The following is a 19,368-nucleotide window of genomic DNA, read 5'->3' as shown; positions in this document are numbered from 1 at the left end:
CCATCTCGAAGGCCAGCCCGCCTTGACTTAAGTCAAGCAGCGGCGAAGCGTCGCAACACATAGGATTTTCGCTATTGCACGAAAAAGGGCCGCATCAACGATGCGGCCCTGAAGATTGGGAAGAAGGGGTCAGCTTATTCGCCGCCGCCCAGCTGGTGCACATAGACGGTCAGCTGCTTGACGGTGGTATCCCCCAGGCGTGCGGCCCAGCCAGGCATCGCACCGTGGCGCGGCTGGCGGATCTGTGCTGCAATCTGAGCCTCGCCATCGACCTTCAGCCAGATGGCATCGGCGAGGTTCGGCGCACCGAAATCGCGATTGCCCTTGGCGTCTTCCCCATGGCAGGAGGCGCAGTTGTCGGCATAGACCTGCTTGCCCGGCTCGACCATGGCCGCATCGTTCGGCGTGCCGGTCAGGCTGACGACATAGGCCGCAACCTGCTTGATCTGCTCCGGCTCGATGATGTCGGCGAAAGCCGGCATCTCCGAAACGCGCGTATCCGGATCCTGATCGTAACGGATGCCATGGGCGATCGAGGTGTGGATCGATTCGAGATCCCCGCCCCACAGCCAGTCGTCGTCGTTGAGGTTCGGATAACCGGCACCGCCGGCGGCACCCGAACCATGGCAGGGCGAGCAGTTCACCTTGAAGGCGGCAGCACCACCGGCAAGCGCGAACTGGGTCAGGTCCTTGTCGGCGACGATCTGGTCGAGCGGCAGAGCGGCGATCTTCTCAAGATAGACCGATTGCGCAGACTGCGCCGCCGTCAGCTCCTGGGCGACTTCTGCGCGGCTGGAATAGCCGAGCAGGCCCTTGGTGTTGTCGGTCAGAAGCGGCCAGGCCGGATACATGACGGTGTAGCCGATCGCCCAGACGATGGTCGCATAGAAGGTATAGACCCACCAGCGCGGCATCGGGTTGTTCAGCTCGCGAATGCCGTCCCACTCATGGCCGGTGGTCTCGACGCCGCTGATCTCGTCGATGTGTTTCTTGTCTGCCATTGTTCAATCCTCCTTGAGAGGGATGCTGGCCGCGTCGTCGGCAGGCTTCTTGCCGCCCGGGCGGAATGTGAAGAGCACGACTCCGACGAAAAACAGGGTCATGGCGAGCAGAGCCCAGCTGTCGGCGAAGTGGCGCATGGCGGTGTAGGTTTCCATGGTGCTCTCCTCAGCGGTAACCGCTTGCGTCGTCATAGGTGGAGAAGTCGACCAGCGTGCCGAGCATCTGCAGATAGGCGACGAGAGCGTCCATCTCCGAAACCTGCGCGGGATTGCCGTCGAAATCGGCGACCTTGGCCTTCGGATAGCGCTCCAGAAGACCTGACGTATCGGCGTTCGGATCGGCCTGGGCGGCGAGATCGGCTTCCGCCTGTGCCATCATCTCTTCGGTATAGGGCACACCGACGAGGCTGTTGGCCTTCAGGTCCATCGTGACATTGGCGACCTTGAGCGGCGTCGTCTTCAGATACGAGTAGCTCGGCATGATCGATTCCGGCACGACGTCGCGCGGCTCTGTCAGGTGCTGCACGTGCCATTCGTTCGAATAGCGGTCGCCGACACGAGCGAGATCCGGCCCGGTGCGCTTCGAACCCCACTGGAACGGATGGTCGTACATCGACTCCGCTGCCAGTGAGTAGTGTCCGTAGCGCTCAACCTCGTCCTTGAACGGCCGGATCATCTGGCTGTGACAGACATAGCAGCCTTCACGGATGTAGATGTTGCGGCCGGCCAGTTCGAGCGGTGAGTAGGGACGCATGCCCTCCACCTTTTCGATGGTGTTCTCGAGGTAGAAGAGCGGTGCAATCTCCACGATGCCGCCGATGGTGACCACCAGAAGCGAACCGAGGAAGAGAAGGCTCGTGTTCTTCTCGAGGATTGCGTGTTTATCAAGAATGGACATGGGAGCCCTCCTCATTCAGCCGGCTGCAGGGCGGCGGGAGCGACCGATCCGGGGATCGGGGCTTCCTGGCGCTCATAGCCGAGGATGGTCATCAGGATGTTGTAGGCCATGATCACGCTGCCCAGCAGGTACATGGCACCGCCAACGGCACGCAGGACATAGTAGGGGAACATGGCAGCGACCGACTCGGCGAACGAGTAGACCAGGAAGCCCTGGGCATCATATTCGCGCCACATCAGGCCCTGCTGGATACCGGCAACCCAGAGCACGGCGGCATAGACAACGATGCCGAGCGTGGCGAGCCAGAAGTGCCAGTTGACCATGCGCATCGAGTACAGGCGATCGCGGTTCCAAAGCTTCGGAGTCAGGTAGTAGATCGCGCCGAAGGAGATCATGCCGACCCAGCCGAGTGCGCCCGAGTGAACGTGACCGATGGTCCATTCGGTATAGTGGCTGAGCGAGTTGACGGCCTTGATCGACATCATCGGGCCTTCGAAGGTCGACATGCCGTAGAAGGCGATGGCAATCACCATCATGCGGATGATCGGGTCGGTGCGGATCTTGTCCCAGGCGCCAGACAGCGTCATCAGACCGTTGATCATGCCACCCCAGGACGGCATCCAGAGCATGACCGAGAACACCATGCCGAGCGTCTGAGCCCAGTCGGGCAGAGCCGTGTAGTGCAGGTGGTGCGGGCCGGCCCAGATATACATGAAGATCAGAGCCCAGAAGTGGATGATCGACAGGCGGTAGGAATAGACCGGACGGCCGGCCTGCTTGGGCACGAAATAGTACATCATGCCGAGGAAGCCTGCGGTCAGGAAGAAGCCGACGGCGTTGTGGCCATACCACCACTGGGTCAGCGCATCCTGGACACCGGCAAAGGCCGAGTAGCTTTTCACGCCGAGGAACGAGACCGGGATCGCGAGGTTGTTGACGATGTGGAGCATCGCGATGGTGATGATGAAGGACAGGTAGAACCAGTTGGCCACATAGATGTGGCTCTCCTTGCGGGTCATCACCGTGCCCATGAAGGTGATGAGATAGGCGACCCAGACGACGGTCAACCACAGGTCAACATACCATTCCGGCTCGGCATATTCCTTGCCCTGGGTGATACCAAGCAGATAGCCGGTGGCCGCCATGATGATGAAGAACTGGTAGCCCCAGAAAACGAACCAGCCGAGATTTCCGCCGAAGAGGCGCTGGCGCGAAGTGCGCTGAACCACATAGAAGGACGTCGCGATCAGAGCGTTACCGCCGAAGGCGAAGATAACGGCCGAGGTGTGCAGCGGACGCAGGCGCCCGAAATTCAGCCAGGGCTCGATGTTGAGATCGGGATAGGCGAGCTGCAAGGCGACGACCACGCCGACCAGGAAGCCGACGACACCCCAGAAGACGGTGGCGATGACACCATAGCGGACGACCTCGTCGAAATATTCCGACTGCGGGGCCTTGGGCTTGGTTGCGGAGGAGGATGCCACGGACGGAGCAAACTGCATCCGACGCAGCATGACGATCGTGCCCGCAGTGAGCACGAAGAACGCAACCCACATATGGGCTGCGAAGAGGCTGTCCTGGGTGAAAGCCACCCCGAGCAGCGCGGCGAAGGCGAGCACCGCCATCACCAGTGTCTCTAACGTGTAGTTCATTGTTGGAATCCCCCAACGCTTGCTGATCTCATCGCGGGGGCTTGTGCCCAATGGGCCGAACCTCCCGCGTCGGATGCACCAATCGCATTGGGTGGCTCAAGCTACCTTGATCCAAGTCAATGCGTGTCTCTCTAAAATTGGCGAGGTTTGGAGATGCAATCGGGTTCGCGATCCCTCAGGCACCAAGGCTTTCGATCGCAAAATGCAAGGATCCGATGCGCGTGTCTTGGAGCACTGGGGAGCCGTGCGGCGGAGAACCCCGTTGGAGAGAACGGACATGCTAACGAACATGCAGACTGGCAAGGCCGACAATAGCAATACGAGGACGGGGAACCGTCTGCTCGATGCGGGCAAGCGTGATCTGGCCTGGCTATATCGCGCCCATACAGAACAACTCGCACTCTGCCGGGAACTGGAAGAAATCGCCGACTCACTGCCGGCGAGCATCAACCGGCAGAAGTGCATCTATGCGGCGAAGGCCCTAGGCCCCCTGATCAAGGGGATCCATCACTATGAAGAGACGGTCCTCTTCCCGCAGCTTGAGGCAAGCCCTGATGCGACCGATGCCCTCGGGCCGACGCTGGAGAGGCTGAAGTTCGAGCATTGCGAGGATGAGTGCTTTGCCGAGGAACTGACGGATGCGCTGCTCAAGCTCGGTTCTGGCGACCGCGTGAACATGGAGGCCGTCGGCTACATGCTGCGCGGTTTCTTCGAAGGCATTCGCCGTCACATCGCCTTTGAGCGAGAGCACCTGTTGCAGGGCGTGACGGCAGAAGAATTGCAGGCAGTCGGGCGCTGAAGCCCCTGCCCGGCTGCCAAGCCAGCAGACGCCTTCAGGCCGCGACGTCGCCGAAAACGGGTTCCGACTCGCCGAGCGTCAGGATGGCACCGCTGACGCTGCCATCGGCTGCACGCAAAGGCGCGTATCGGCCGCGCATATCGCTTTTGCCCATCCCAGCCGAGATCCTGGCGACGAAGGAACCGGAACGGCCTGCAAAGGCGGCGTCCAGCGCATCCTGCAGCCAGTCGTCATTGCCATCAGCAAGACAGAGATCGAACACACTGCGCCCAATGATCTCCATCTGTCGCATGCCCAGCATGCCGGCCATCGCCGTATTGGCAAACAGATAGCGATAGTCCCGCGTGACGACCGCCACGTGCTCCGGCAGATTGTTGAGAATGGCTTCATTCAGCTGGATGTCGTCGCCACCCTGAAGCGGACGGGTCGAAGAAACCTTCGGCGCCGGGACCTCCTGGCTTCGCCTCGGGCCGAAATAGCGCTCGACCAGAAGCGTCAGCATGGACGCATGGCGAAGCACGCAGGTCCGGTCATCTGCATCTTCACGCAGGAGCTTGGTCAGCAAACGCATCTGCAGATAGATGTCATCGAAATCCGTCGCGCGGTAGCTGATTAGCGCCGAAATCAGCGGATCGATCTCACGATCGAGGACGCGGACAAGCTGGTCGTCACCGCTGCGAATGGCCTGCTGCAACTGAAGGTTCTTCAACGAAACCGCTTCGAACATTGCGCGCAGATTCGAATCACGGAATTCGTCAAAAGACATTCGCAACCTCATCCCTCAGATGTGACAAAAAAACCCGACACGTCACAGACAATTGGGCGTCCGTAACATGAGGTTGCGTCACCTTCAATCGGCACGGGCACCGGGTCGCGGCGCAGCCCAAAAAATATCGGCCCACCTTTGTGAAATGAATGATGAAAATTCAGACTTACGGGCAGACTGCCGCGCTCGTCTGCGCCACAGCGAATCAACTCGGTCGGTAGCAAGCTGAGTATAGGTTCTAGATCGACCGCTTGATGTCCCAGCGGTCATGATACCAGAGCCATTGCTCAGGGTATTCACGAACCCAGGATTCGACCTTGTCGTTCAAGAGTTGTGCCGTGGCCGTGACGTCGATCTGGCCCTTGTCGTTGCGTGGCAGCACAACCTGAGGCTCGATCTCCAGCCGGAACCGGTTCCCCGGCAGGCGGATGCAGCGAGCCGGATAGACCTCACAATCGAACTGTCGGGCAAGCTTGGCGAGCAGCGGGTTGGTGCGGACCGGATTGCCGAAGAACTGCGTTTCCACCCCCTTCCAGAACTTCTGGTCGACAAGCACGCCAACGCCGCCGCCCTGCTCCAGCTGGCGCGCCAGCGCAAACGACGATCCCGCATGGGACGGCACGAGGTTGCCCATGCGCTTGCGGCGGAATTCGAAGACCTTGTCCGCGATATAGGGATTGTTCGGCGGCCGGAAGAGGACCGTGACGAACAGCCCGAAGGCGGCACCCGCGACCGGCAACAGCTCAAAATTGGCGGTGTGACCGGTAAAGACGATGAAGGGACGCGGATTGTCGCGCAGGTCGAGGAACTGCTCGACGCCCGACACCTCTACCCTGCCCTCGCCGGGCTTTTCCGGATCGAAGTCGAAGAGACGGTCCAGGAAGACATATTCGGCAGCCAGTCGGCCCATATGGCCCCAGCTTGCCAGCGCAATGACCTCGAGTTCCTCTTCCGACTTTTCCGGAAAAGCATTGCGCAAATTCACCTGCATCAGGCGATGACGCTTGGTCTTCGGCCCCACCCAGCGCATCAGCCGATCGGCGAAGTTGATCGCCCCGTCTGCCGGAAAGATCTTGAGCGACGTCAGAAAGCCGAAGGCGATCTGGGCCACGGACCAGTGATAGAACTTGCGCAGCGCCAGAACGATACGGGTGACGAGCATCCGCACGCGATCAATCCATCTTCAGGATGATCTTGCCGAACACCTGGCGGCCTTCCATGCGGGCAAGCGCCTTGTCGATGTCGTCGAAGGAGACCTGCGTATCGATCACGGGATGCACGAGGCCGCGCGCCATCTTCTGCATGGCGTCTGCCATGTTTTCCATCCGGCAGCCGAAAGAGCCGAAAAGCTTCAGCTGCTGCTGGAAGAGCATCATCAGGTTCACTTCGGTCGACACACCAGAGGTCGAGCCGCAGGTCACGAGGCGACCACCGCGCTTCAGGCAGAACATCGATGCCGCAAACGTATCCTTGCCGACATGTTCGAAGACGACGTCGACGCCCTTCTTCTTGGTGATCTTGCGGACCATGCCTTCGAAGCGATCGGTGCGGTAATTGATGACGTGATCGGCGCCGAGTGCCTTGGCCGGCTCGATCTTGTCGTCGGAGCCGACGGTGGTGATCACCGTGCAGCCGATCTTCTTGGCAAGCTGGATGGCAGCCGTGCCGATGCCGGAACCGCCGGCATGGATGAGAATGGTTTCGCCCGGCTGGAGCTTGGCATTGTCGAAGAGCATATGCTCGACAGTACCGAAGGTAACCGGGGCGAGAGCCGCGGCAACCGCATCGACGCCCGGAGGGGCAGGCACCAGCAGTCGGGCCGGCAGGTTGATCTTTTCCTGGGCAAAGCCGTCGAGATGGAAGCCATGCACGCCCGAGACGTTTTCGCAAAGATTGTCACGGCCTTCGCGGCAGGGCTTGCAGAGACCGCAGGTGCGCGCGCCGTACACGGCGGCGAGCTGGCCCGGCAGGATATTGCCGACGCCGGGACCGATCGCCTCGACGACACCGGAGGCTTCCGCACCGATGACGAGTGGCATCTTGCGCTTGGCAAACGCCATGCCGCGCCAGCCCCAGACGTCGATATGGTTCAGCGCGACGGCCTTGACGCGCAGTGTGACTTCGCCAGGACCCGGAGCATCCGGCTCCGACAGGTCGACGATTTCAAGCTTGCGGTCTTCGACGAGTTGCAATGCGCGCATGACATGTTTCCTTCAGGGCCTATGGGGCGGATGCGGATGAGGCGTCGTCACGCTCTCATCGTCAAACCGGGGCTAACCCCGGGCATCTGCCGACCTTCGTTGTTCTTGCGAGGTGCGTGGATCCCCAGCTGAAAGCCGAGGATGACGTCCCGAATTGTTGGCGCAGGCCTTAGACCGGTTCCCGCGTCATGACAAGGCTGGCGTTCTGACCGCCAAAACCGAAGGAGTTGGAGAGCACAGCCGAAACCGAGGCCTCCCGCTTCACGTTCGGCACCACATCGAGCACGATCGATGGATCGGGGTTCGTGTAGTTGATGGTTGGCGGCACCGTGCCGGTCAGCATGGTCTGGATAGAGAACACCGCTTCGACCGCACCGGCAGCCGTCAGCGTATGCCCGATCATCGACTTGTTCGACGAAGCCGGAATGGCGTCCTTCAACCGGTCACCGAAGACCGACAGCATGGCGCCGTATTCCATCTTGTCGTTCTCGGGCGTCGATGTGCCGTGGGCATTGATATAGCCGATGGCATCCTCGGACAGGCCGGCATCGACAAGCGCTGCCTTGATCGTAGCGATCGCAGGGCCGCCGTCCGGCGACGAGCGTGTACGGTGGAAATGGTCGGCCTTTTCGCCGCAGCCCTTGATCACGCCGAGCACCTTGGCGCCACGGGCAATCGCCGATTCCAGCGACTCCAGGACGAGCGTTGCGGCACCCTCGGCGATGACGAAGCCGTCGCGCTCCTTGCTGAATGGCTTCGATGCCTTTTCCGGCGGATCGTTCTGGGTGGAGAGTGCCGAGAGCAGCGAGAAGCGGATCACGGCCTCAGGGCTGATCGAGCCGTCGGTCGCAACCGTCAACGCCCGCTCGGTGCGGCCCTGGCGGATCGCCTCGACGCCGAGCTGGATGGCGGTGGCGCCAGAGGCGCAAGCGGTCGATAGCGTCACCGGCAGGCCACGCGTGCCGAACTTGTCGGATAGACGCTCGGAGATGGAGCCGAACTGCACGGCTTCAAGGAAGACCGGATCGGGCTGTTCGCGCATGGCGGCGAGGAAACGGTCATAGGCATCGCCCGGCTGGGTCGAGGCCGGCGCGCGCTCGGCAAGCGCAAACCGGTCATGCCATTCCGGCTCGACCGGCGGTGCGGCGAGGAAGAGCGGGCCGTTGAAATCGCCATTGATGCCAGCCTGGGCCAGCGCCTCGATGGTCGTTTCGCGAGCCAGCGCATAGGAACGCTCGACGGCATTGTTGGCGGGAACGGCGATGAAATCGACGGTGCCACCGATGCGGGTCGACATGCCCTCGGTATCGAAACGCTTGATATAGTGGATGCCTGATAGTCCCGACGTCAGCTTCGACCAGTTGTCGGAGAGGCCCTGGCCGAGCGAGGTGATGACGCCCATGCCTGTGACGGCGATGATCGGGCGGCTGAGATGATCCTTGAAGCGGCTGTCGGTCATGGATCTATCCTTCTCACGCATTCGCCGAGAGCACGGCAAGGCCTTCGCCCCGCACATAGCCGACGGTGGAGATGATGGCATGTTTGGCCGGACCGGCCTGGGCGGCTTCGCTGGCCGGATCGAAAGCGGGCACTGAGGCACCGGCATCGATGGCAAGTGCTGCAAGCGCCAGCCCCGCCGGGAACTGCGCCTCAACGGAATGACCGATCGAACCGGCGTAACCCCGCACCGGCATGCCGGCAAAACGTTCCGTTAGGTGAGCCTTCTCACGTAGGGTGAGGTCAGCAAGACCCGAAGCGCCCGAGAAGACGATCGTATCGGCTGATGAAAGCGATGCCGCTTCCGGCACCATTCGGCCGAGGCGCGTTTCGAGCTTGCCCTCGTCGCGATTGCCACGATCGCCTTCGACGGCGTCCAGCACGGCATAGATATGTGCACCGCGCGCTTCGGCATGTTCGCGCGATTCCAGCACCAGGAAGGCGCCGACCGTGCCGAGGATCATGCCACCGCCGGACGAACCGTCACGCGACCAGAGAGGCTGCCACGGGCCAGTCTGGTGGGCGCGGATGCCTTCGACGAGGAGCAGGATATCGGGGCGTTCGGCAACGAAGGCGCCGCCGACGAGCGTATGGGTCGACTGGCCGGCCTTGATGCGGGCGAAGGCGGTTGCGATCGCGGAGATGCCGGCCGCTTCCTCGCCCATGAAGGTGCGCGAGGAACCGGTGACCTTGTGAACGATCGAGATATTGCCGGCGAGCAGGTTGGAGAGCTGGGCCAGGAACAGCGTCGGGCGAAGCTCGGTCTTCAGCTTCTCGATCAGGAATTTTTCGCGATCGTTGCGCTTCAGCGCCTCGTCGACGATCAGGCTGTCGACGGCGATGTCACGCTCGCCGCCACCAGCGGCCACGATCAGGTCCATCGAGCCACAGGCGTCGACATCGTCCTTCATGCCGGCATCGTCGAGCGCGAGGCCAGCTGCAAAGACGCCGAGGCGCTGCCAGTTTTCCATCTGGCGCTGGTCCTTGCGCCCGATCTGCTCCGACCAGTCGATCTCGGGCAGCTTGTGCACGACATAGGGCGCGAACTTTTCGGTCTCGAGCACAGGCTCGGGTGCGGTCTTGGCAGAAAGCAGCGCGAGATGCGCATCCTTGCCGGTGCCGTGGCAGGTGACGATCCCGACGCCGGTGATCACCACATCATTCGGTTGTTTGACCATATGCAATCCTCTCGCCGGCAGGCTGGCCAGCCTAAAATGCGGGTTTTCCCGAATAAGGCCCCAAGGTCAATAGGAATTGCGCCCTTGCGGCCGAATGCGCCTTAGGCCTGGGCGGCCATCGCGGCCATGAGACCGACTTCCTCGGCGCGCTTGCGCACGATCGGGGCGAGCGGGACATCGGAGAAGGGCATGGTGCGCAGCTTCAATTGCGCGTCGCATACCTTCTTGCCGCCGCTCGTGATCTTCGCCTTGGTAACAGCAAAGCCGGACCCGTCGTGTTCAAGCTCCGCCTCGATGTCGAGCACGGCGCCCGGCTCGACGAAGGTGCGCATCTTGGCGCCATCGACCGACATCAGGAAGGGCATAGCCTCGAAGTCCTTGACCGCGAGCAGCAGCATGCCGGAGGCCTGCGCCATGGTCTCGATCAGGAGAACGCCGGGCACGAGCGGCATGCCGGGGAAATGCCCTTCAAAAACGGGGCTTTCCATCGGCACGGTCGAGGTAGCCTTCAAACGACCAAGGCCGAGATCCACGCTCTCGACCTTGTCAATCATCTGGAAGTATTCAAGCAGCATGACATGTCTCCGCCGCGTGGCGGATCAGCCCTTGGCGGCCCGCAATTCGTCGATCTTGGTGCACAGGTTCTTCAGAACGAAGTATTCCTCGGTCGAAACCTTGCCTTCGTTGACTTCCTGCGTCCACTGCTCGAGCGGGATCTTGATGCCGAATTCCTTGTCGATCGCAAAGACGATGTCGAGGAAGTCGAGGCTGTCGATGCCGAGGTCATCGATCGTGTGGCTTTCCGGCGTAATCGTCTCGCGATCGATTTCGCTGGTGTCTGCGATGATGTCGGCAACTTTGTCGAATGTAGCGGTCACGCCAGTACCTCATATGTCTCAAATTCTGGGTTCCACATAAGGAAAGCAGCGTGAAATGCCAATGGTGGTTTTGTATTGCAGTGAAATTTGCAGCCGAAGTGTTGCCTAAACAGCAATCGAATGGCGCCCCTTGCCATTGGAGAGGTAGCTGTCGAAGACGGCGGCAATGGTCCGCGCGAAGGGACGACCGGCCTCGGTTATGACGAAGTGGTCGTCTTCGATCAGACAGATGCGGTCCTGATTGGACTGCGCAAAGGCTCGCGCTTCCGCAACGATGTCGTCGACGGCATTGCCGTATTCGGACTTGAGCTCCGGGAAGGAGACCGTGAAGCGGCACATGATCTCTTCGATCACGCGGCGGCGCAGCCTGTCGTCATCGCTCACCGCGATGCCGCGAACGGCGGTGAGACCGCCAGCATCAGCCATACGCTGGTATTCGCCCGTCGCCGGCATGTTCTGCACATAGCCCTGTGGCAATTGCCCGATCGACGAGGCGCCGAGCCCAATCAGGGCTTCGGCGGCATCATCCGTGTAGCCCTGGAAGTTGCGACGCAGGCGCCCTTCCCGCGCCGCAATCGCCATCCGGTCGGACGGCAGCGCGAAATGGTCGATGCCCACAGGCTCGTATCCGGCAGCGACAAGCATCGAGGCGGCAAGGCTCATCTGCGCGAAACGCTCCTCAAGGCCGGGTAGCACCTCTTCCTTGATCATCGTCTGATGCTTCTTCATCCACGGCACATGCGCGTAACCGAAGAGAGCGATACGGTCAGGCGCGAGTGACAGGATGTCCTTGACCGTCTCCGCCACGGTCGTCTCGGTCTGGTGCGGCAGGCCATAGAGAATGTCGCAATTGACCGAATGCACACCGCGCGCCCGCACAGCCTCCACCACCGATTTCGTCTGCTCGAAGGTCTGGATCCGGTTGATCGCCTTCTGCACCTCAGGGTGGAAGTCCTGAACGCCGAGGCTCGCACGTGTCATGCCGATGGCGGCGAGCGCATTATAGCGTGGCTCGTCGAGGTCATTCGGGTCCATCTCGACGCTGATCTCGACGTCATCGGCAAAACGAAAGGCCGACCGAAGGGCTGCCATCAGATCGATCAGATCGTCTGGCCGCACCATGGTCGGAGAGCCGCCACCGAAATGCACAGCCGTGACGGCCGCGTCGCGGCTGACCAGCGCGCCAACGGCTGCGATCTCCTTCTTCAACGATTCCAGATAGATCGCGATAGGCTCGTATTTCAGCGTATGTTTGGTATGACAGGCACAGAACCAGCAGAGGCGGTCGCAATAGGGGACGTGGATGTAGAGCGAGATGCGCTCTTTTCCAGTGATCGCCTGGAGCCACTGCGCATATTTGCCGCAGTCGATATCTTCATGAAAATGCGGCGCCGTCGGATAGCTCGTGTAGCGTGGGACAGCGCCGGAATACTTGGCGAGAAGGGAATTTTCCATGAGATTGCGCTGCCTTGAGGTGTATCGAACTGCGACCAAAGATAGCGCCGTCACACATCGCGGCCTTTGACTTCGATCAATTTGCTGATACATTTCTCACGTAGAGTTTATTGAAACTCAGCGGCCCGAGGAGGGCACTCGACCGGACGCAGCCTTAAAGGCGCCGAGCGGTCTGACGGGATGGCTTCACCATGGACACCTACAGAAAACACTTCCCGGAATGCGAGGCTCCCGCGGTCTGCCGTTCCTGTGAAGCCCGTCATGGCGGCCTCTGCTCGGTGCTTACATCCGCCCAGCTGGTCGAACTCAATCGCCACTCGATTCGCCGTCGCGTCGAAGCCGGTAACGAGGTCATCGGACAGGGCGAGCAAGTCGGCAGCTACAGCAATATCCTGAAGGGCGTCATCAAGCTGTCGAAGATGATGGCCGATGGCCGCCAGCAGATCGTCGGCCTGCAGTTTGCGCCCGATTTCCTGGGCCGCCCCTTCCTCGGCGAAAGCACGATCACGGCGGAAGCCGCGACCGACACCGATATTTGCACCTTCCCGCGCAACATCGTCGACCGCATGGTCGGCGAAGTGCCTGACATGGAGCGCAAGCTGCATTCCCAGTCGCTGAAGGAACTCGACGAAGCGCGTGACTGGATGCTGACGCTGGGCCGCAAGACCGCCCAGGAAAAGGTCGCAAGCTTCCTCTACCTGATCGCGACGCATATCGATCCGGAAAGCGAGGGCACCCAGACCTTCGACCTGCCGCTCTCGCGCGCCGACATTGCTGACTTCCTGGGCCTCACGATCGAAACCGTCAGCCGCCAGATGACCAAGCTGCGTAAGGACGGAATCATCGTCATCGAGAACAATCGCCACGTCATCGTGCCGAAGCTCGACCGCCTGCGCGACGCAGCCGGTATCGACTGACCCTCAGCGTCGGTACCCGCGCCGATTCTTTTCTCAAGCGATAATTCGGTCTTTCCGGCCTAGAACCACCGGACGATGAGCCAGGCGACCGCAACTAAAGCCGCCATGACCGTACAGGCCAAGTAGAAGACCCGGATACCGATCAGGATATCCGTGGGGCCGGCATCGCTGCGGCCTGCCGCATGCATCATAGGCTCGCTCACCCTGACTCCGCCATAGACACGCGGACCTGCCAGCTGCAGATCAAGCGCGCCGGCCATTGCGGCCTCAGGCCAGCCGGAATTCGGTGACCGATGCAGGCCACTGTCTCGAAGTGCTGCCGAGAAGGAGCGACGACCGGCCCCTGCCCCGAGCTTCAGCCATGCCGCAAGCGCGATAAAAACGGCCGAAAGCCGCGCGGCGGGCCAATTGGCAAGGTCATCGAGCCGCGCCGAGGCCCAGCCGAAATCAAGGAAGCGCTCGTTCTTGTGTCCGATCATCGAATCGGCGGTGTTGAGCATCTTGTAGGCGAGGATCCCGGGAAGGCCCGCGATCGCGTACCAGAAGACCGGTGCCACCACGCCGTCGGCGAAATTCTCCGACAGGCTTTCGATTGCAGCACGCGAGACACCCGCTTCATCGAGCGTCTTCGGATCGCGCCCGACGATCATCGCCACCGCACGGCGACCGCCGTCCAGGCCATGCCCGAGCAGCCCGTCAGCCACGGCCTGCACATGATCGCCAAGGCTTTTCTGCGCGAGGAAAACGCCGACAACGACGATTTCAAGGATCAGGCCGACCACGCCCAGAGCTTCGAAGATCGACGAGAGGACCAGGCCGATGACTGCAGAGGCGATGAGCAGCAGGACGATGGTGATAACACCGTTGAGCCGCCTGCCTTCCGCGGTAAACGTCGTGCGGTTCAGAGGCTTTTCGAAGAGATCGATGGCCTTGCCGAACAGGACCACCGGATGTGGCACGCGCTGCCAGAGCCACGGAGGATCGCCGACGACGCGATCAAGACCGATCGCCGCAAGCAGGATGAGGAGATGGCTCATGTCTGTGGTTTCCGAAAGGAGTTGAGCGCCGCCAGAAGGCGCGCATCGCCGGCCTCGTCTGGAGAAAGGCCGAAGCGCAGCCAGTCTGGCCGGTAGTCGAATTTACGGGTCAGGATATGATGGCTGCAGAGATGGTCGTGCAATTCGGGAGCGTCCACGTACTCGACCAGCTGGAACAGATCCGTACCTCCCCGCACCGTGAAGCCCGCATTCGACAAGACTTCGGAGAGTGCGCGAGAACGCTGACGGATCTGGTCGGTGATACGCCCTGTGTCCGACGTCATCAGATGTTCGGCCAGAACCAATGCGGGTCCGGATACCGCCCAGGGACCGAGCCATTCTGCAAATCGCGCCGTCAGGTTCTCCTCGGCAATGACGAAACCAAGGCGGATGCCGGCGAGCCCGAAGAACTTGCCGAAAGAGCGGAAGACGATGATATTCGGGCTGGGATCAGCTGCAAGGCTGTGGTCGGGTTCAGTATCACCGAAGGCTTCGTCGACGACGAGCACTCCGTTCCGATGCGCGAGTTCGCCGGCCAGCGCCTGCAGCCTCTCGCGCCCGTAAAACCTACCATCGGGATTGTTGGGGTTCACCACGACGACCAGCCCGTGATCGCCAGTGACCTGTTCGAGGTCGCTGATTGCGTCAACCGCCAGACCAGCCAGGGTGAAGGCTCGAACATATTCGCCATAGGTCGGCGTCAGCACGGCGACACGACTGCCCGGCGCAACAAGGCGCGGGAGGAGCTGGATGACGGACTGTGTGCCCGGCACTGGCAGAGGCAGGCGCGCGCCCGAGCGATAGTAGCCGCGAGCCGCCTCGCGCGCTGCCATTTCGCGCTCCTGGTCTGGAAGGCGATGCCAGGCGCGCATCGGGATCTCCGGCAGTTCCGGTGGGCAGGGATTGATGCCGGTGGACAGGTCCAGCCAGTCTCCGATGCGTCCTCCGTATAGCGAAGCGGCAGCCGCAAGTCCGCCGCCATGCTGGATGGGACCGCTCATGCGCCCTCTCCCGCGATATCGATCAGATGCATATAGGATCCCGCCACTGAGCCGCGACGCAGGCCAACGGCGCCAAGCTTCTCGCCCAAGGCACACTCCGCTTCGAAGAGGCGGTCTGCAGCGCCCTCGGAGATGACGGTGGAATAGTGGAATTCGTGGGCAGTGAAGTCACCGGCAAACAGGTCTGGCGCCAGCGACCGCAGCCGCCGATAACCCAGATGCCGCTTGCGCGTCGCATAGCTGGTCACAAGGGGTAAGAGACCGAGCATGCCGTGACGCTCACCGTCAGCATCGACCAGTCCCTCGCCAAGCACCATGTAGCCCCCACACTCGCCGTAGATCGTGGCGCCCCTCTCGGCCGCGGACACCATGCCGGACCGGAAGCGCTCCGCAGACGCCAGTTTGCCCGCATGCAGTTCCGGATAACCGCCGGGCAGATAGATCGCATCCACATCCGCCGCCGGTGCTTCGTCTGCAAGCGGCGAAAAGAAGGACAATTCCGCGCCCTGGGCGCGCCAGCCTTCGAGCAGATGCGGATAGGAAAAGGCAAAGGCGATGTCGCGGGCGATTGCGATCCGCTGGCCAAGCCGCGGAAGGCTCGTGACCGTTGCGGAGCCCGAGGCGTCAGCCGTCTTGCCGGCCAACTGCATCAGGCGATCGAGGTCGACACCGGCCTCGATGGCATCGGCCGCATTTTCCATGAAGGTTTCGAGCGCGCCATGTTCGCCCGCCTGCACGAGGCCGAGATGCCGTTCGGGCAGCGAAAGCGATTTATCGCTTCTCAGGCTGCCGAGAACCGGAACCTCCGTCTTCGCCATGGCTTCCCGCAGCATACCCTCATGCCGGTCACTGCCGACACGGTTGAGGATGACACCCGCGACCTGCACATCGGATCGAAACCTTGAGAACCCCGTGACAAGGGCTGCGACCGATTGCGAAGTCCGCCCGCAGTCGACGACGAGCACCACCGGCAGCGACAGAAGGGCCGCCAAATCGCCGGCGCTTCCCGTCCCGTCGGCGGCGCCATCGAAGAGCCCCATCATCGCCTCGATAACAAGAGTGCCGCTCTTGGCACATTGAGCGCCCTGCGCCTTGAGGAACGCGGGACGCATGGCCCAGGGATCGAAATTGAAACAGGGCGAGCCACTCGCGGCGGCATGGAAGGCAGGATCGATATAGTCGGGGCCAGCCTTGCCCGGGGCAACGGAAATGCCGCGCCGGCGCAGCGCCCGCATCAGGCCAAGCGTCACCACTGTCTTGCCCGAACCGGAAGCCGGCGCGGCGATCAGCAGTCCGCTCATGCCGTGTCTTTCTGTTCCACGGCAAAGGGATCAGGCAGAAGCTTGCGACCGGAAAGTGCACCCAGCCAGTCGAGCGATGGCCGAAGCCGGACGACCTCGCCGATGACGACGATTGCGGGCGGCTCGATGCCAGCGGCGAGCATGTCGGCTTCGGCGCGTCCGAGCGTGGTTTCGAGCACGGTCTGCTCCGGGGTCGCGGCATTACAGACAAAGGCGACGGCCTCGTCACGCGAACGGCCGGCGGCAATCAGATTGGCGGCGATCTGCCCCATGTGTTTCATCGCCATATACATGACGATGACAGGCGATCCGCGACCGATCGCGTCCCAGTCGATCCGGTCGGGCACCACGCCGGACGAATCATGCCCCGTGAGGAAGGTCACCGCATGATTGACCTCGCGATGGGTGACGGGGATGCCTGCATAGGCAAGCCCACCGATACCGGCGGTGATGCCGGGAACAATGCGGAAGGGCACGCCATGTTCGATGAGCGTCAGTGCCTCTTCGCCACCCCGCCCGAAGACGAAGGGATCGCCGCCCTTGAGGCGCAGCACACGGTGGCCGGCCCTGGCGAGCTCGACGAGACGAAGGGAAATGTCACGCTGCTTGGCCGACGGTTTGCCGCCGCGCTTGCCGGCATATTCGAGTATGGCGCCGGTGCGCGCCAGTTTCAGGCAGTCTTCGTTGACCAGCGCGTCATGCACGATGACGTCTGCCTCCGACAGCCCCTTGGCCGCGAGCAGGGTCAACAGGCCCGGGTCTCCCGGCCCGGCGCCGGCCAGCCACACATGGCCCGGCTCGATGGCCGGCAGGCTTGTTGGCAGGACGAGACGCGTCATATTAGTCATGCTCATGGTCTAGGCCCCGTCGGAAAAAATTGCAATTCCGCCCCGCTGCTTTCCGCACGGAACCTGCGGTCACCTGACTTTCGCCCGGAGGCTGCCTCGCCTATAAGCGAGCCATGAGCGATGCCAATCGACCAGACGCGAAAGACGCAGCAGAAGGCCACCGGCTGGACAAGCCGGAAGGCGCGCCACTGCGCAACGGCTGGACGACCGGCGCCTGCGCCACGGCGGCCACCAAGGCGGCTTTTACGGCCTTGCTGACACGCGCCTTCCCGGATCCCGTTTCGATCACGCTGCCGAAAGGCGAGACGCCGGCCTTCGCGCTTGCCTGCGAAGGCTTCGCGGGCGAAAGCGCTTTTGCGGGCATCGTCAAGGATGCAGGCGATGATCCGGATGTAACCCATGGGGCCACCGTAATCTCGACGGTGACCCGCCTATCTCCCGGAAGCGGCATCCGCTTTGTGGCGGGCGACGGCGTCGGCACGGTGACCAAGGCCGGCCTGCCGATTGCAGTCGGCGAGGCCGCAATCAATCCGGTGCCGCGCGCGATGATGACAGCCGAGATCGAGGCGCTGGCGGAAGAGCATCAGGTCTCGCCGGATGTGGAGATCAGGATCTCGGTGCCAGGTGGCGCCACGATAGCCGAAAAGACCTGGAATCCGAGGCTCGGCATTCTCGGCGGCATCTCCATCCTCGGCACCACGGGCATCGTCCATCCCTTCTCCTGTGCTGCCTGGATCCATTCCATCCATCGCGGCATCGACGTGGCGCGCGCCGAGGGCCTAACGCATCTGCTCGGCGCGACCGGCTCGACGTCGGAAAAGGCAGCCCAGGTCTTCCACGCCCTGCCCGACGGGGCACTGATCGACATGGGCGACTTTGCGGGTGGGCTTCTCAAATATCTGCGCGCCCATCCGGTGCCGCGCCTGACGATCGCCGGCGGCTTCGCCAAGATGTCCAAGCTCGCCCAGGGCGCGCTCGACCTGCATTCCTCGCGCAGTCAGATCGACAACATGTTTTATCTCTCCCTGCCTTGCACACTGTCGCTCGATGAAACCGAGCGGCGAGCCGTGCAGGAGGCGAACACGGCAATGGAAGTGCTGGAGATCATGACGAAGGCGAAGGTTGAGATCGCCCAGTCGGTGGCCGAGGCGGCGAAACTAACCGCAGAAGGCGTACTGCGCGACAGCGGCGTCACCGTGGATATCCTCGTCACCGACCGCAAGGGCACGGTCATCGCCCATGCCCAGTAGCCTGCCCGCATCTCGACAGAAGATCCTGATCCTCGGTGGAACGGCAGAGGCACGTCTGCTCGCCGCACAACTGATTGAGGAAGGCCACAGTGTCACGACCTCGCTGGCGGGACGGACGGTCGATCCGGTGCTGCCGGCGGGCGAGGTTCGCATCGGCGGCTTTGGCGGCGCGGATGGGCTCGCAGCCTATTTGCGGGACGAGCAGTTCGACCGGATGATCGACGCCACGCATCCCTTTGCCAGGCGGATCAGCGAGAACGCCATCAAGGCCTCGGCGATTTCGGGTATCCCGCTCGAACAGCGGCTGCGACCCCGCTGGCAGAAGCAGCCCGGGGACCGCTGGAAGTCCGTGGCGACGCTTGAGGCGGCAGCAGAGGTATTGCCGCAAGGGGCCACTGTCTTTCTCGCCCTTGGCAGGCAGTATCTGGATGCCTTCACCGGGCGCGACGACTGCCACTTTGTCATCCGCATGGTGGATCCGCCGGAGACGCCACTCGGTTTCGCGGATTACACGCTCGTCCTCGGCAAGCCGGCATCGGATCCCGACCGGGAGGCAGACCTCTTCACCGCGCATGGCATCACGCATCTCGTTTGCCGGAATTCCGGGGGACCCGCGGGCTACGCCAAGATCATCGCGGCACGGCGGCTGGCGCTGCCGGTGATCATGATCGAGCGCGACTGACCCTAAT

At 62.2% G+C, this 19,368-nt stretch carries 20 protein-coding genes; 4 read left to right on the top strand and 16 right to left on the bottom strand.

The genetic code is table 11. The features are described from left to right. Nucleotides 1-134 precede the first annotated feature (134 nt). Genes ccoP through ccoN form a run of 4 tightly spaced genes read right to left on the bottom strand, consistent with a single transcriptional unit; the run spans nucleotide 135 to nucleotide 3,551 of the window. Nucleotides 135-1,001, bottom strand: coding sequence for a cytochrome-c oxidase, cbb3-type subunit III (ccoP, locus tag AC02Y0_RS07415; RefSeq protein WP_476383317.1), 867 nt, complete (start codon nucleotides 999-1,001; stop codon nucleotides 135-137). A gap of 3 nt (nucleotides 1,002-1,004) precedes the next feature. Continuing rightward, nucleotides 1,005-1,157 (bottom strand): CcoQ/FixQ family Cbb3-type cytochrome c oxidase assembly chaperone, encoded by a 153-nt coding sequence (locus tag AC02Y0_RS07410; protein ID WP_006726187.1) that lies wholly within the window; start codon nucleotides 1,155-1,157, stop codon nucleotides 1,005-1,007. A gap of 10 nt (nucleotides 1,158-1,167) precedes the next feature. Beyond that, complete coding sequence (gene ccoO, locus AC02Y0_RS07405; protein ID WP_476383316.1) at nucleotides 1,168-1,899, bottom strand: cytochrome-c oxidase, cbb3-type subunit II; 732 nt, start codon at nucleotides 1,897-1,899, stop codon at nucleotides 1,168-1,170. Nucleotides 1,900-1,910: 11 nt separating this feature from the next. Continuing rightward, entirely contained in the window at nucleotides 1,911-3,551 is a 1,641-nt protein-coding gene (gene ccoN / locus AC02Y0_RS07400) for a cytochrome-c oxidase, cbb3-type subunit I (protein ID WP_476383315.1), read from the bottom strand. 277 nt (nucleotides 3,552-3,828) lie between these two features. Here ccoN and AC02Y0_RS07395 point away from each other — a divergent pair, with 277 nt between their 5' ends. Further along, complete coding sequence (locus AC02Y0_RS07395) at nucleotides 3,829-4,350, top strand: hemerythrin domain-containing protein (RefSeq protein WP_476383313.1); 522 nt, start codon at nucleotides 3,829-3,831, stop codon at nucleotides 4,348-4,350. Nucleotides 4,351-4,384: 34 nt separating this feature from the next. Here AC02Y0_RS07395 and AC02Y0_RS07390 read toward each other — a convergent pair whose 3' ends face one another. The 8 genes from AC02Y0_RS07390 to hemN form a co-directional block, all read right to left on the bottom strand. Next, a complete protein-coding gene (locus tag AC02Y0_RS07390; protein ID WP_476383312.1) occupies nucleotides 4,385-5,116 on the bottom strand; it encodes a PAS domain-containing protein in 732 nt (243 codons plus the stop codon). 238 nt (nucleotides 5,117-5,354) lie between these two features. Continuing rightward, entirely contained in the window at nucleotides 5,355-6,278 is a 924-nt protein-coding gene (locus AC02Y0_RS07385) for a lipid A biosynthesis lauroyl acyltransferase (RefSeq protein WP_476383985.1), read from the bottom strand. A 10-nt stretch (nucleotides 6,279-6,288) separates the two neighbouring features. Beyond that, a complete protein-coding gene (locus AC02Y0_RS07380; protein WP_476383311.1) occupies nucleotides 6,289-7,317 on the bottom strand; it encodes a zinc-binding dehydrogenase in 1,029 nt (342 codons plus the stop codon). 169 nt (nucleotides 7,318-7,486) lie between these two features. Then, nucleotides 7,487-8,776: a beta-ketoacyl-ACP synthase gene (locus AC02Y0_RS07375; protein ID WP_476383309.1), complete on the bottom strand. Its 1,290-nt coding sequence runs from the start codon at nucleotides 8,774-8,776 to the stop codon at nucleotides 7,487-7,489. A 13-nt stretch (nucleotides 8,777-8,789) separates the two neighbouring features. Further along, the gene (locus tag AC02Y0_RS07370) at nucleotides 8,790-9,992 is read right to left on the bottom strand and encodes a beta-ketoacyl-ACP synthase (RefSeq protein ID WP_476383308.1); all 1,203 of its coding nucleotides are present in this window, start codon (nucleotides 9,990-9,992) and stop codon (nucleotides 8,790-8,792) included. A gap of 101 nt (nucleotides 9,993-10,093) precedes the next feature. Beyond that, nucleotides 10,094-10,567, bottom strand: a complete 474-nt coding sequence (locus tag AC02Y0_RS07365) for a 3-hydroxyacyl-ACP dehydratase FabZ family protein (protein ID WP_476383307.1) — start codon at nucleotides 10,565-10,567, stop codon at nucleotides 10,094-10,096. Nucleotides 10,568-10,591: 24 nt separating this feature from the next. Further along, complete coding sequence (locus tag AC02Y0_RS07360) at nucleotides 10,592-10,870, bottom strand: acyl carrier protein (protein WP_476383306.1); 279 nt, start codon at nucleotides 10,868-10,870, stop codon at nucleotides 10,592-10,594. 105 nt (nucleotides 10,871-10,975) lie between these two features. Next, a complete protein-coding gene (gene hemN / locus AC02Y0_RS07355; RefSeq protein WP_476383305.1) occupies nucleotides 10,976-12,325 on the bottom strand; it encodes an oxygen-independent coproporphyrinogen III oxidase in 1,350 nt (449 codons plus the stop codon). Nucleotides 12,326-12,516: 191 nt separating this feature from the next. Here hemN and AC02Y0_RS07350 point away from each other — a divergent pair, with 191 nt between their 5' ends. Further along, the gene (locus tag AC02Y0_RS07350) at nucleotides 12,517-13,242 is read left to right on the top strand and encodes a Crp/Fnr family transcriptional regulator (protein ID WP_476383304.1); all 726 of its coding nucleotides are present in this window, start codon (nucleotides 12,517-12,519) and stop codon (nucleotides 13,240-13,242) included. 59 nt (nucleotides 13,243-13,301) lie between these two features. Here the strand turns inward: AC02Y0_RS07350 and cbiB are convergent, their stop codons facing one another. Genes cbiB through cobA form a run of 4 tightly spaced genes read right to left on the bottom strand, consistent with a single transcriptional unit; the run spans nucleotide 13,302 to nucleotide 17,435 of the window. Further along, nucleotides 13,302-14,279 carry an adenosylcobinamide-phosphate synthase CbiB gene (gene cbiB / locus AC02Y0_RS07345; RefSeq protein WP_476383303.1) on the bottom strand — a complete coding sequence of 326 codons (978 nt, stop codon included), beginning with the start codon at nucleotides 14,277-14,279 and terminating at the stop codon, nucleotides 13,302-13,304. After that, nucleotides 14,276-15,280: a threonine-phosphate decarboxylase CobD gene (gene cobD / locus AC02Y0_RS07340; protein ID WP_476383302.1), complete on the bottom strand. Its 1,005-nt coding sequence runs from the start codon at nucleotides 15,278-15,280 to the stop codon at nucleotides 14,276-14,278. Before cobD ends, cbiB begins: the two co-directional genes overlap by 4 nt. Next, nucleotides 15,277-16,581: a cobyrinate a,c-diamide synthase gene (locus AC02Y0_RS07335; RefSeq protein ID WP_476383300.1), complete on the bottom strand. Its 1,305-nt coding sequence runs from the start codon at nucleotides 16,579-16,581 to the stop codon at nucleotides 15,277-15,279. Before AC02Y0_RS07335 ends, cobD begins: the two co-directional genes overlap by 4 nt. Beyond that, a complete protein-coding gene (cobA, locus tag AC02Y0_RS07330; RefSeq protein WP_476383299.1) occupies nucleotides 16,578-17,435 on the bottom strand; it encodes a uroporphyrinogen-III C-methyltransferase in 858 nt (285 codons plus the stop codon). The genes AC02Y0_RS07335 and cobA overlap by 4 nt, the downstream gene beginning before the upstream one ends. A 107-nt stretch (nucleotides 17,436-17,542) precedes the next feature. Between cobA and AC02Y0_RS07325 the strand changes: the two genes are divergently transcribed. After that, a complete protein-coding gene (locus AC02Y0_RS07325; RefSeq protein WP_476383298.1) occupies nucleotides 17,543-18,679 on the top strand; it encodes a cobalt-precorrin-5B (C(1))-methyltransferase in 1,137 nt (378 codons plus the stop codon). Further along, complete coding sequence (locus AC02Y0_RS07320) at nucleotides 18,669-19,361, top strand: cobalt-precorrin-6A reductase (protein WP_476383296.1); 693 nt, start codon at nucleotides 18,669-18,671, stop codon at nucleotides 19,359-19,361. Before AC02Y0_RS07325 ends, AC02Y0_RS07320 begins: the two co-directional genes overlap by 11 nt. Nucleotides 19,362-19,368 lie beyond the last annotated feature (7 nt).

It is taken from the genome of Allorhizobium sp. nf9_anc (assembly GCF_056323085.1).
Note: the sequence above shows the minus strand (reverse complement) of the source record. Positions and strands in the feature narration are given on the sequence as shown.

Bases quoted from the DNA above. Each gene is read 5' to 3' on its own strand.
- ccoP (WP_476383317.1), bottom strand. From the start codon at position 1,001: ATGGCAGACAAGAAACACATCGACGAGATCAGCGGCGTCGAGACCACC.
- AC02Y0_RS07410 (WP_006726187.1), bottom strand. From the start codon at position 1,157: ATGGAAACCTACACCGCCATGCGCCACTTCGCCGACAGCTGGGCTCTG.
- ccoO (WP_476383316.1), bottom strand. From the start codon at position 1,899: ATGTCCATTCTTGATAAACACGCAATCCTCGAGAAGAACACGAGCCTT.
- ccoN (WP_476383315.1), bottom strand. From the start codon at position 3,551: ATGAACTACACGTTAGAGACACTGGTGATGGCGGTGCTCGCCTTCGCC.
- AC02Y0_RS07395 (WP_476383313.1), top strand. From the start codon at position 3,829: ATGCTAACGAACATGCAGACTGGCAAGGCCGACAATAGCAATACGAGG.
- AC02Y0_RS07390 (WP_476383312.1), bottom strand. From the start codon at position 5,116: ATGTCTTTTGACGAATTCCGTGATTCGAATCTGCGCGCAATGTTCGAA.
- AC02Y0_RS07385 (WP_476383985.1), bottom strand. From the start codon at position 6,278: ATGCTCGTCACCCGTATCGTTCTGGCGCTGCGCAAGTTCTATCACTGG.
- AC02Y0_RS07380 (WP_476383311.1), bottom strand. From the start codon at position 7,317: ATGCGCGCATTGCAACTCGTCGAAGACCGCAAGCTTGAAATCGTCGAC.
- AC02Y0_RS07375 (WP_476383309.1), bottom strand. From the start codon at position 8,776: ATGACCGACAGCCGCTTCAAGGATCATCTCAGCCGCCCGATCATCGCC.
- AC02Y0_RS07370 (WP_476383308.1), bottom strand. From the start codon at position 9,992: ATGGTCAAACAACCGAATGATGTGGTGATCACCGGCGTCGGGATCGTC.
- AC02Y0_RS07365 (WP_476383307.1), bottom strand. From the start codon at position 10,567: ATGCTGCTTGAATACTTCCAGATGATTGACAAGGTCGAGAGCGTGGAT.
- hemN (WP_476383305.1), bottom strand. From the start codon at position 12,325: ATGGAAAATTCCCTTCTCGCCAAGTATTCCGGCGCTGTCCCACGCTAC.
- AC02Y0_RS07350 (WP_476383304.1), top strand. From the start codon at position 12,517: ATGGACACCTACAGAAAACACTTCCCGGAATGCGAGGCTCCCGCGGTC.
- cbiB (WP_476383303.1), bottom strand. From the start codon at position 14,279: ATGAGCCATCTCCTCATCCTGCTTGCGGCGATCGGTCTTGATCGCGTC.
- cobD (WP_476383302.1), bottom strand. From the start codon at position 15,280: ATGAGCGGTCCCATCCAGCATGGCGGCGGACTTGCGGCTGCCGCTTCG.
- AC02Y0_RS07335 (WP_476383300.1), bottom strand. From the start codon at position 16,581: ATGAGCGGACTGCTGATCGCCGCGCCGGCTTCCGGTTCGGGCAAGACA.
- cobA (WP_476383299.1), bottom strand. From the start codon at position 17,435: ATGAGCATGACTAATATGACGCGTCTCGTCCTGCCAACAAGCCTGCCG.
- AC02Y0_RS07325 (WP_476383298.1), top strand. From the start codon at position 17,543: ATGAGCGATGCCAATCGACCAGACGCGAAAGACGCAGCAGAAGGCCAC.
- AC02Y0_RS07320 (WP_476383296.1), top strand. From the start codon at position 18,669: ATGCCCAGTAGCCTGCCCGCATCTCGACAGAAGATCCTGATCCTCGGT.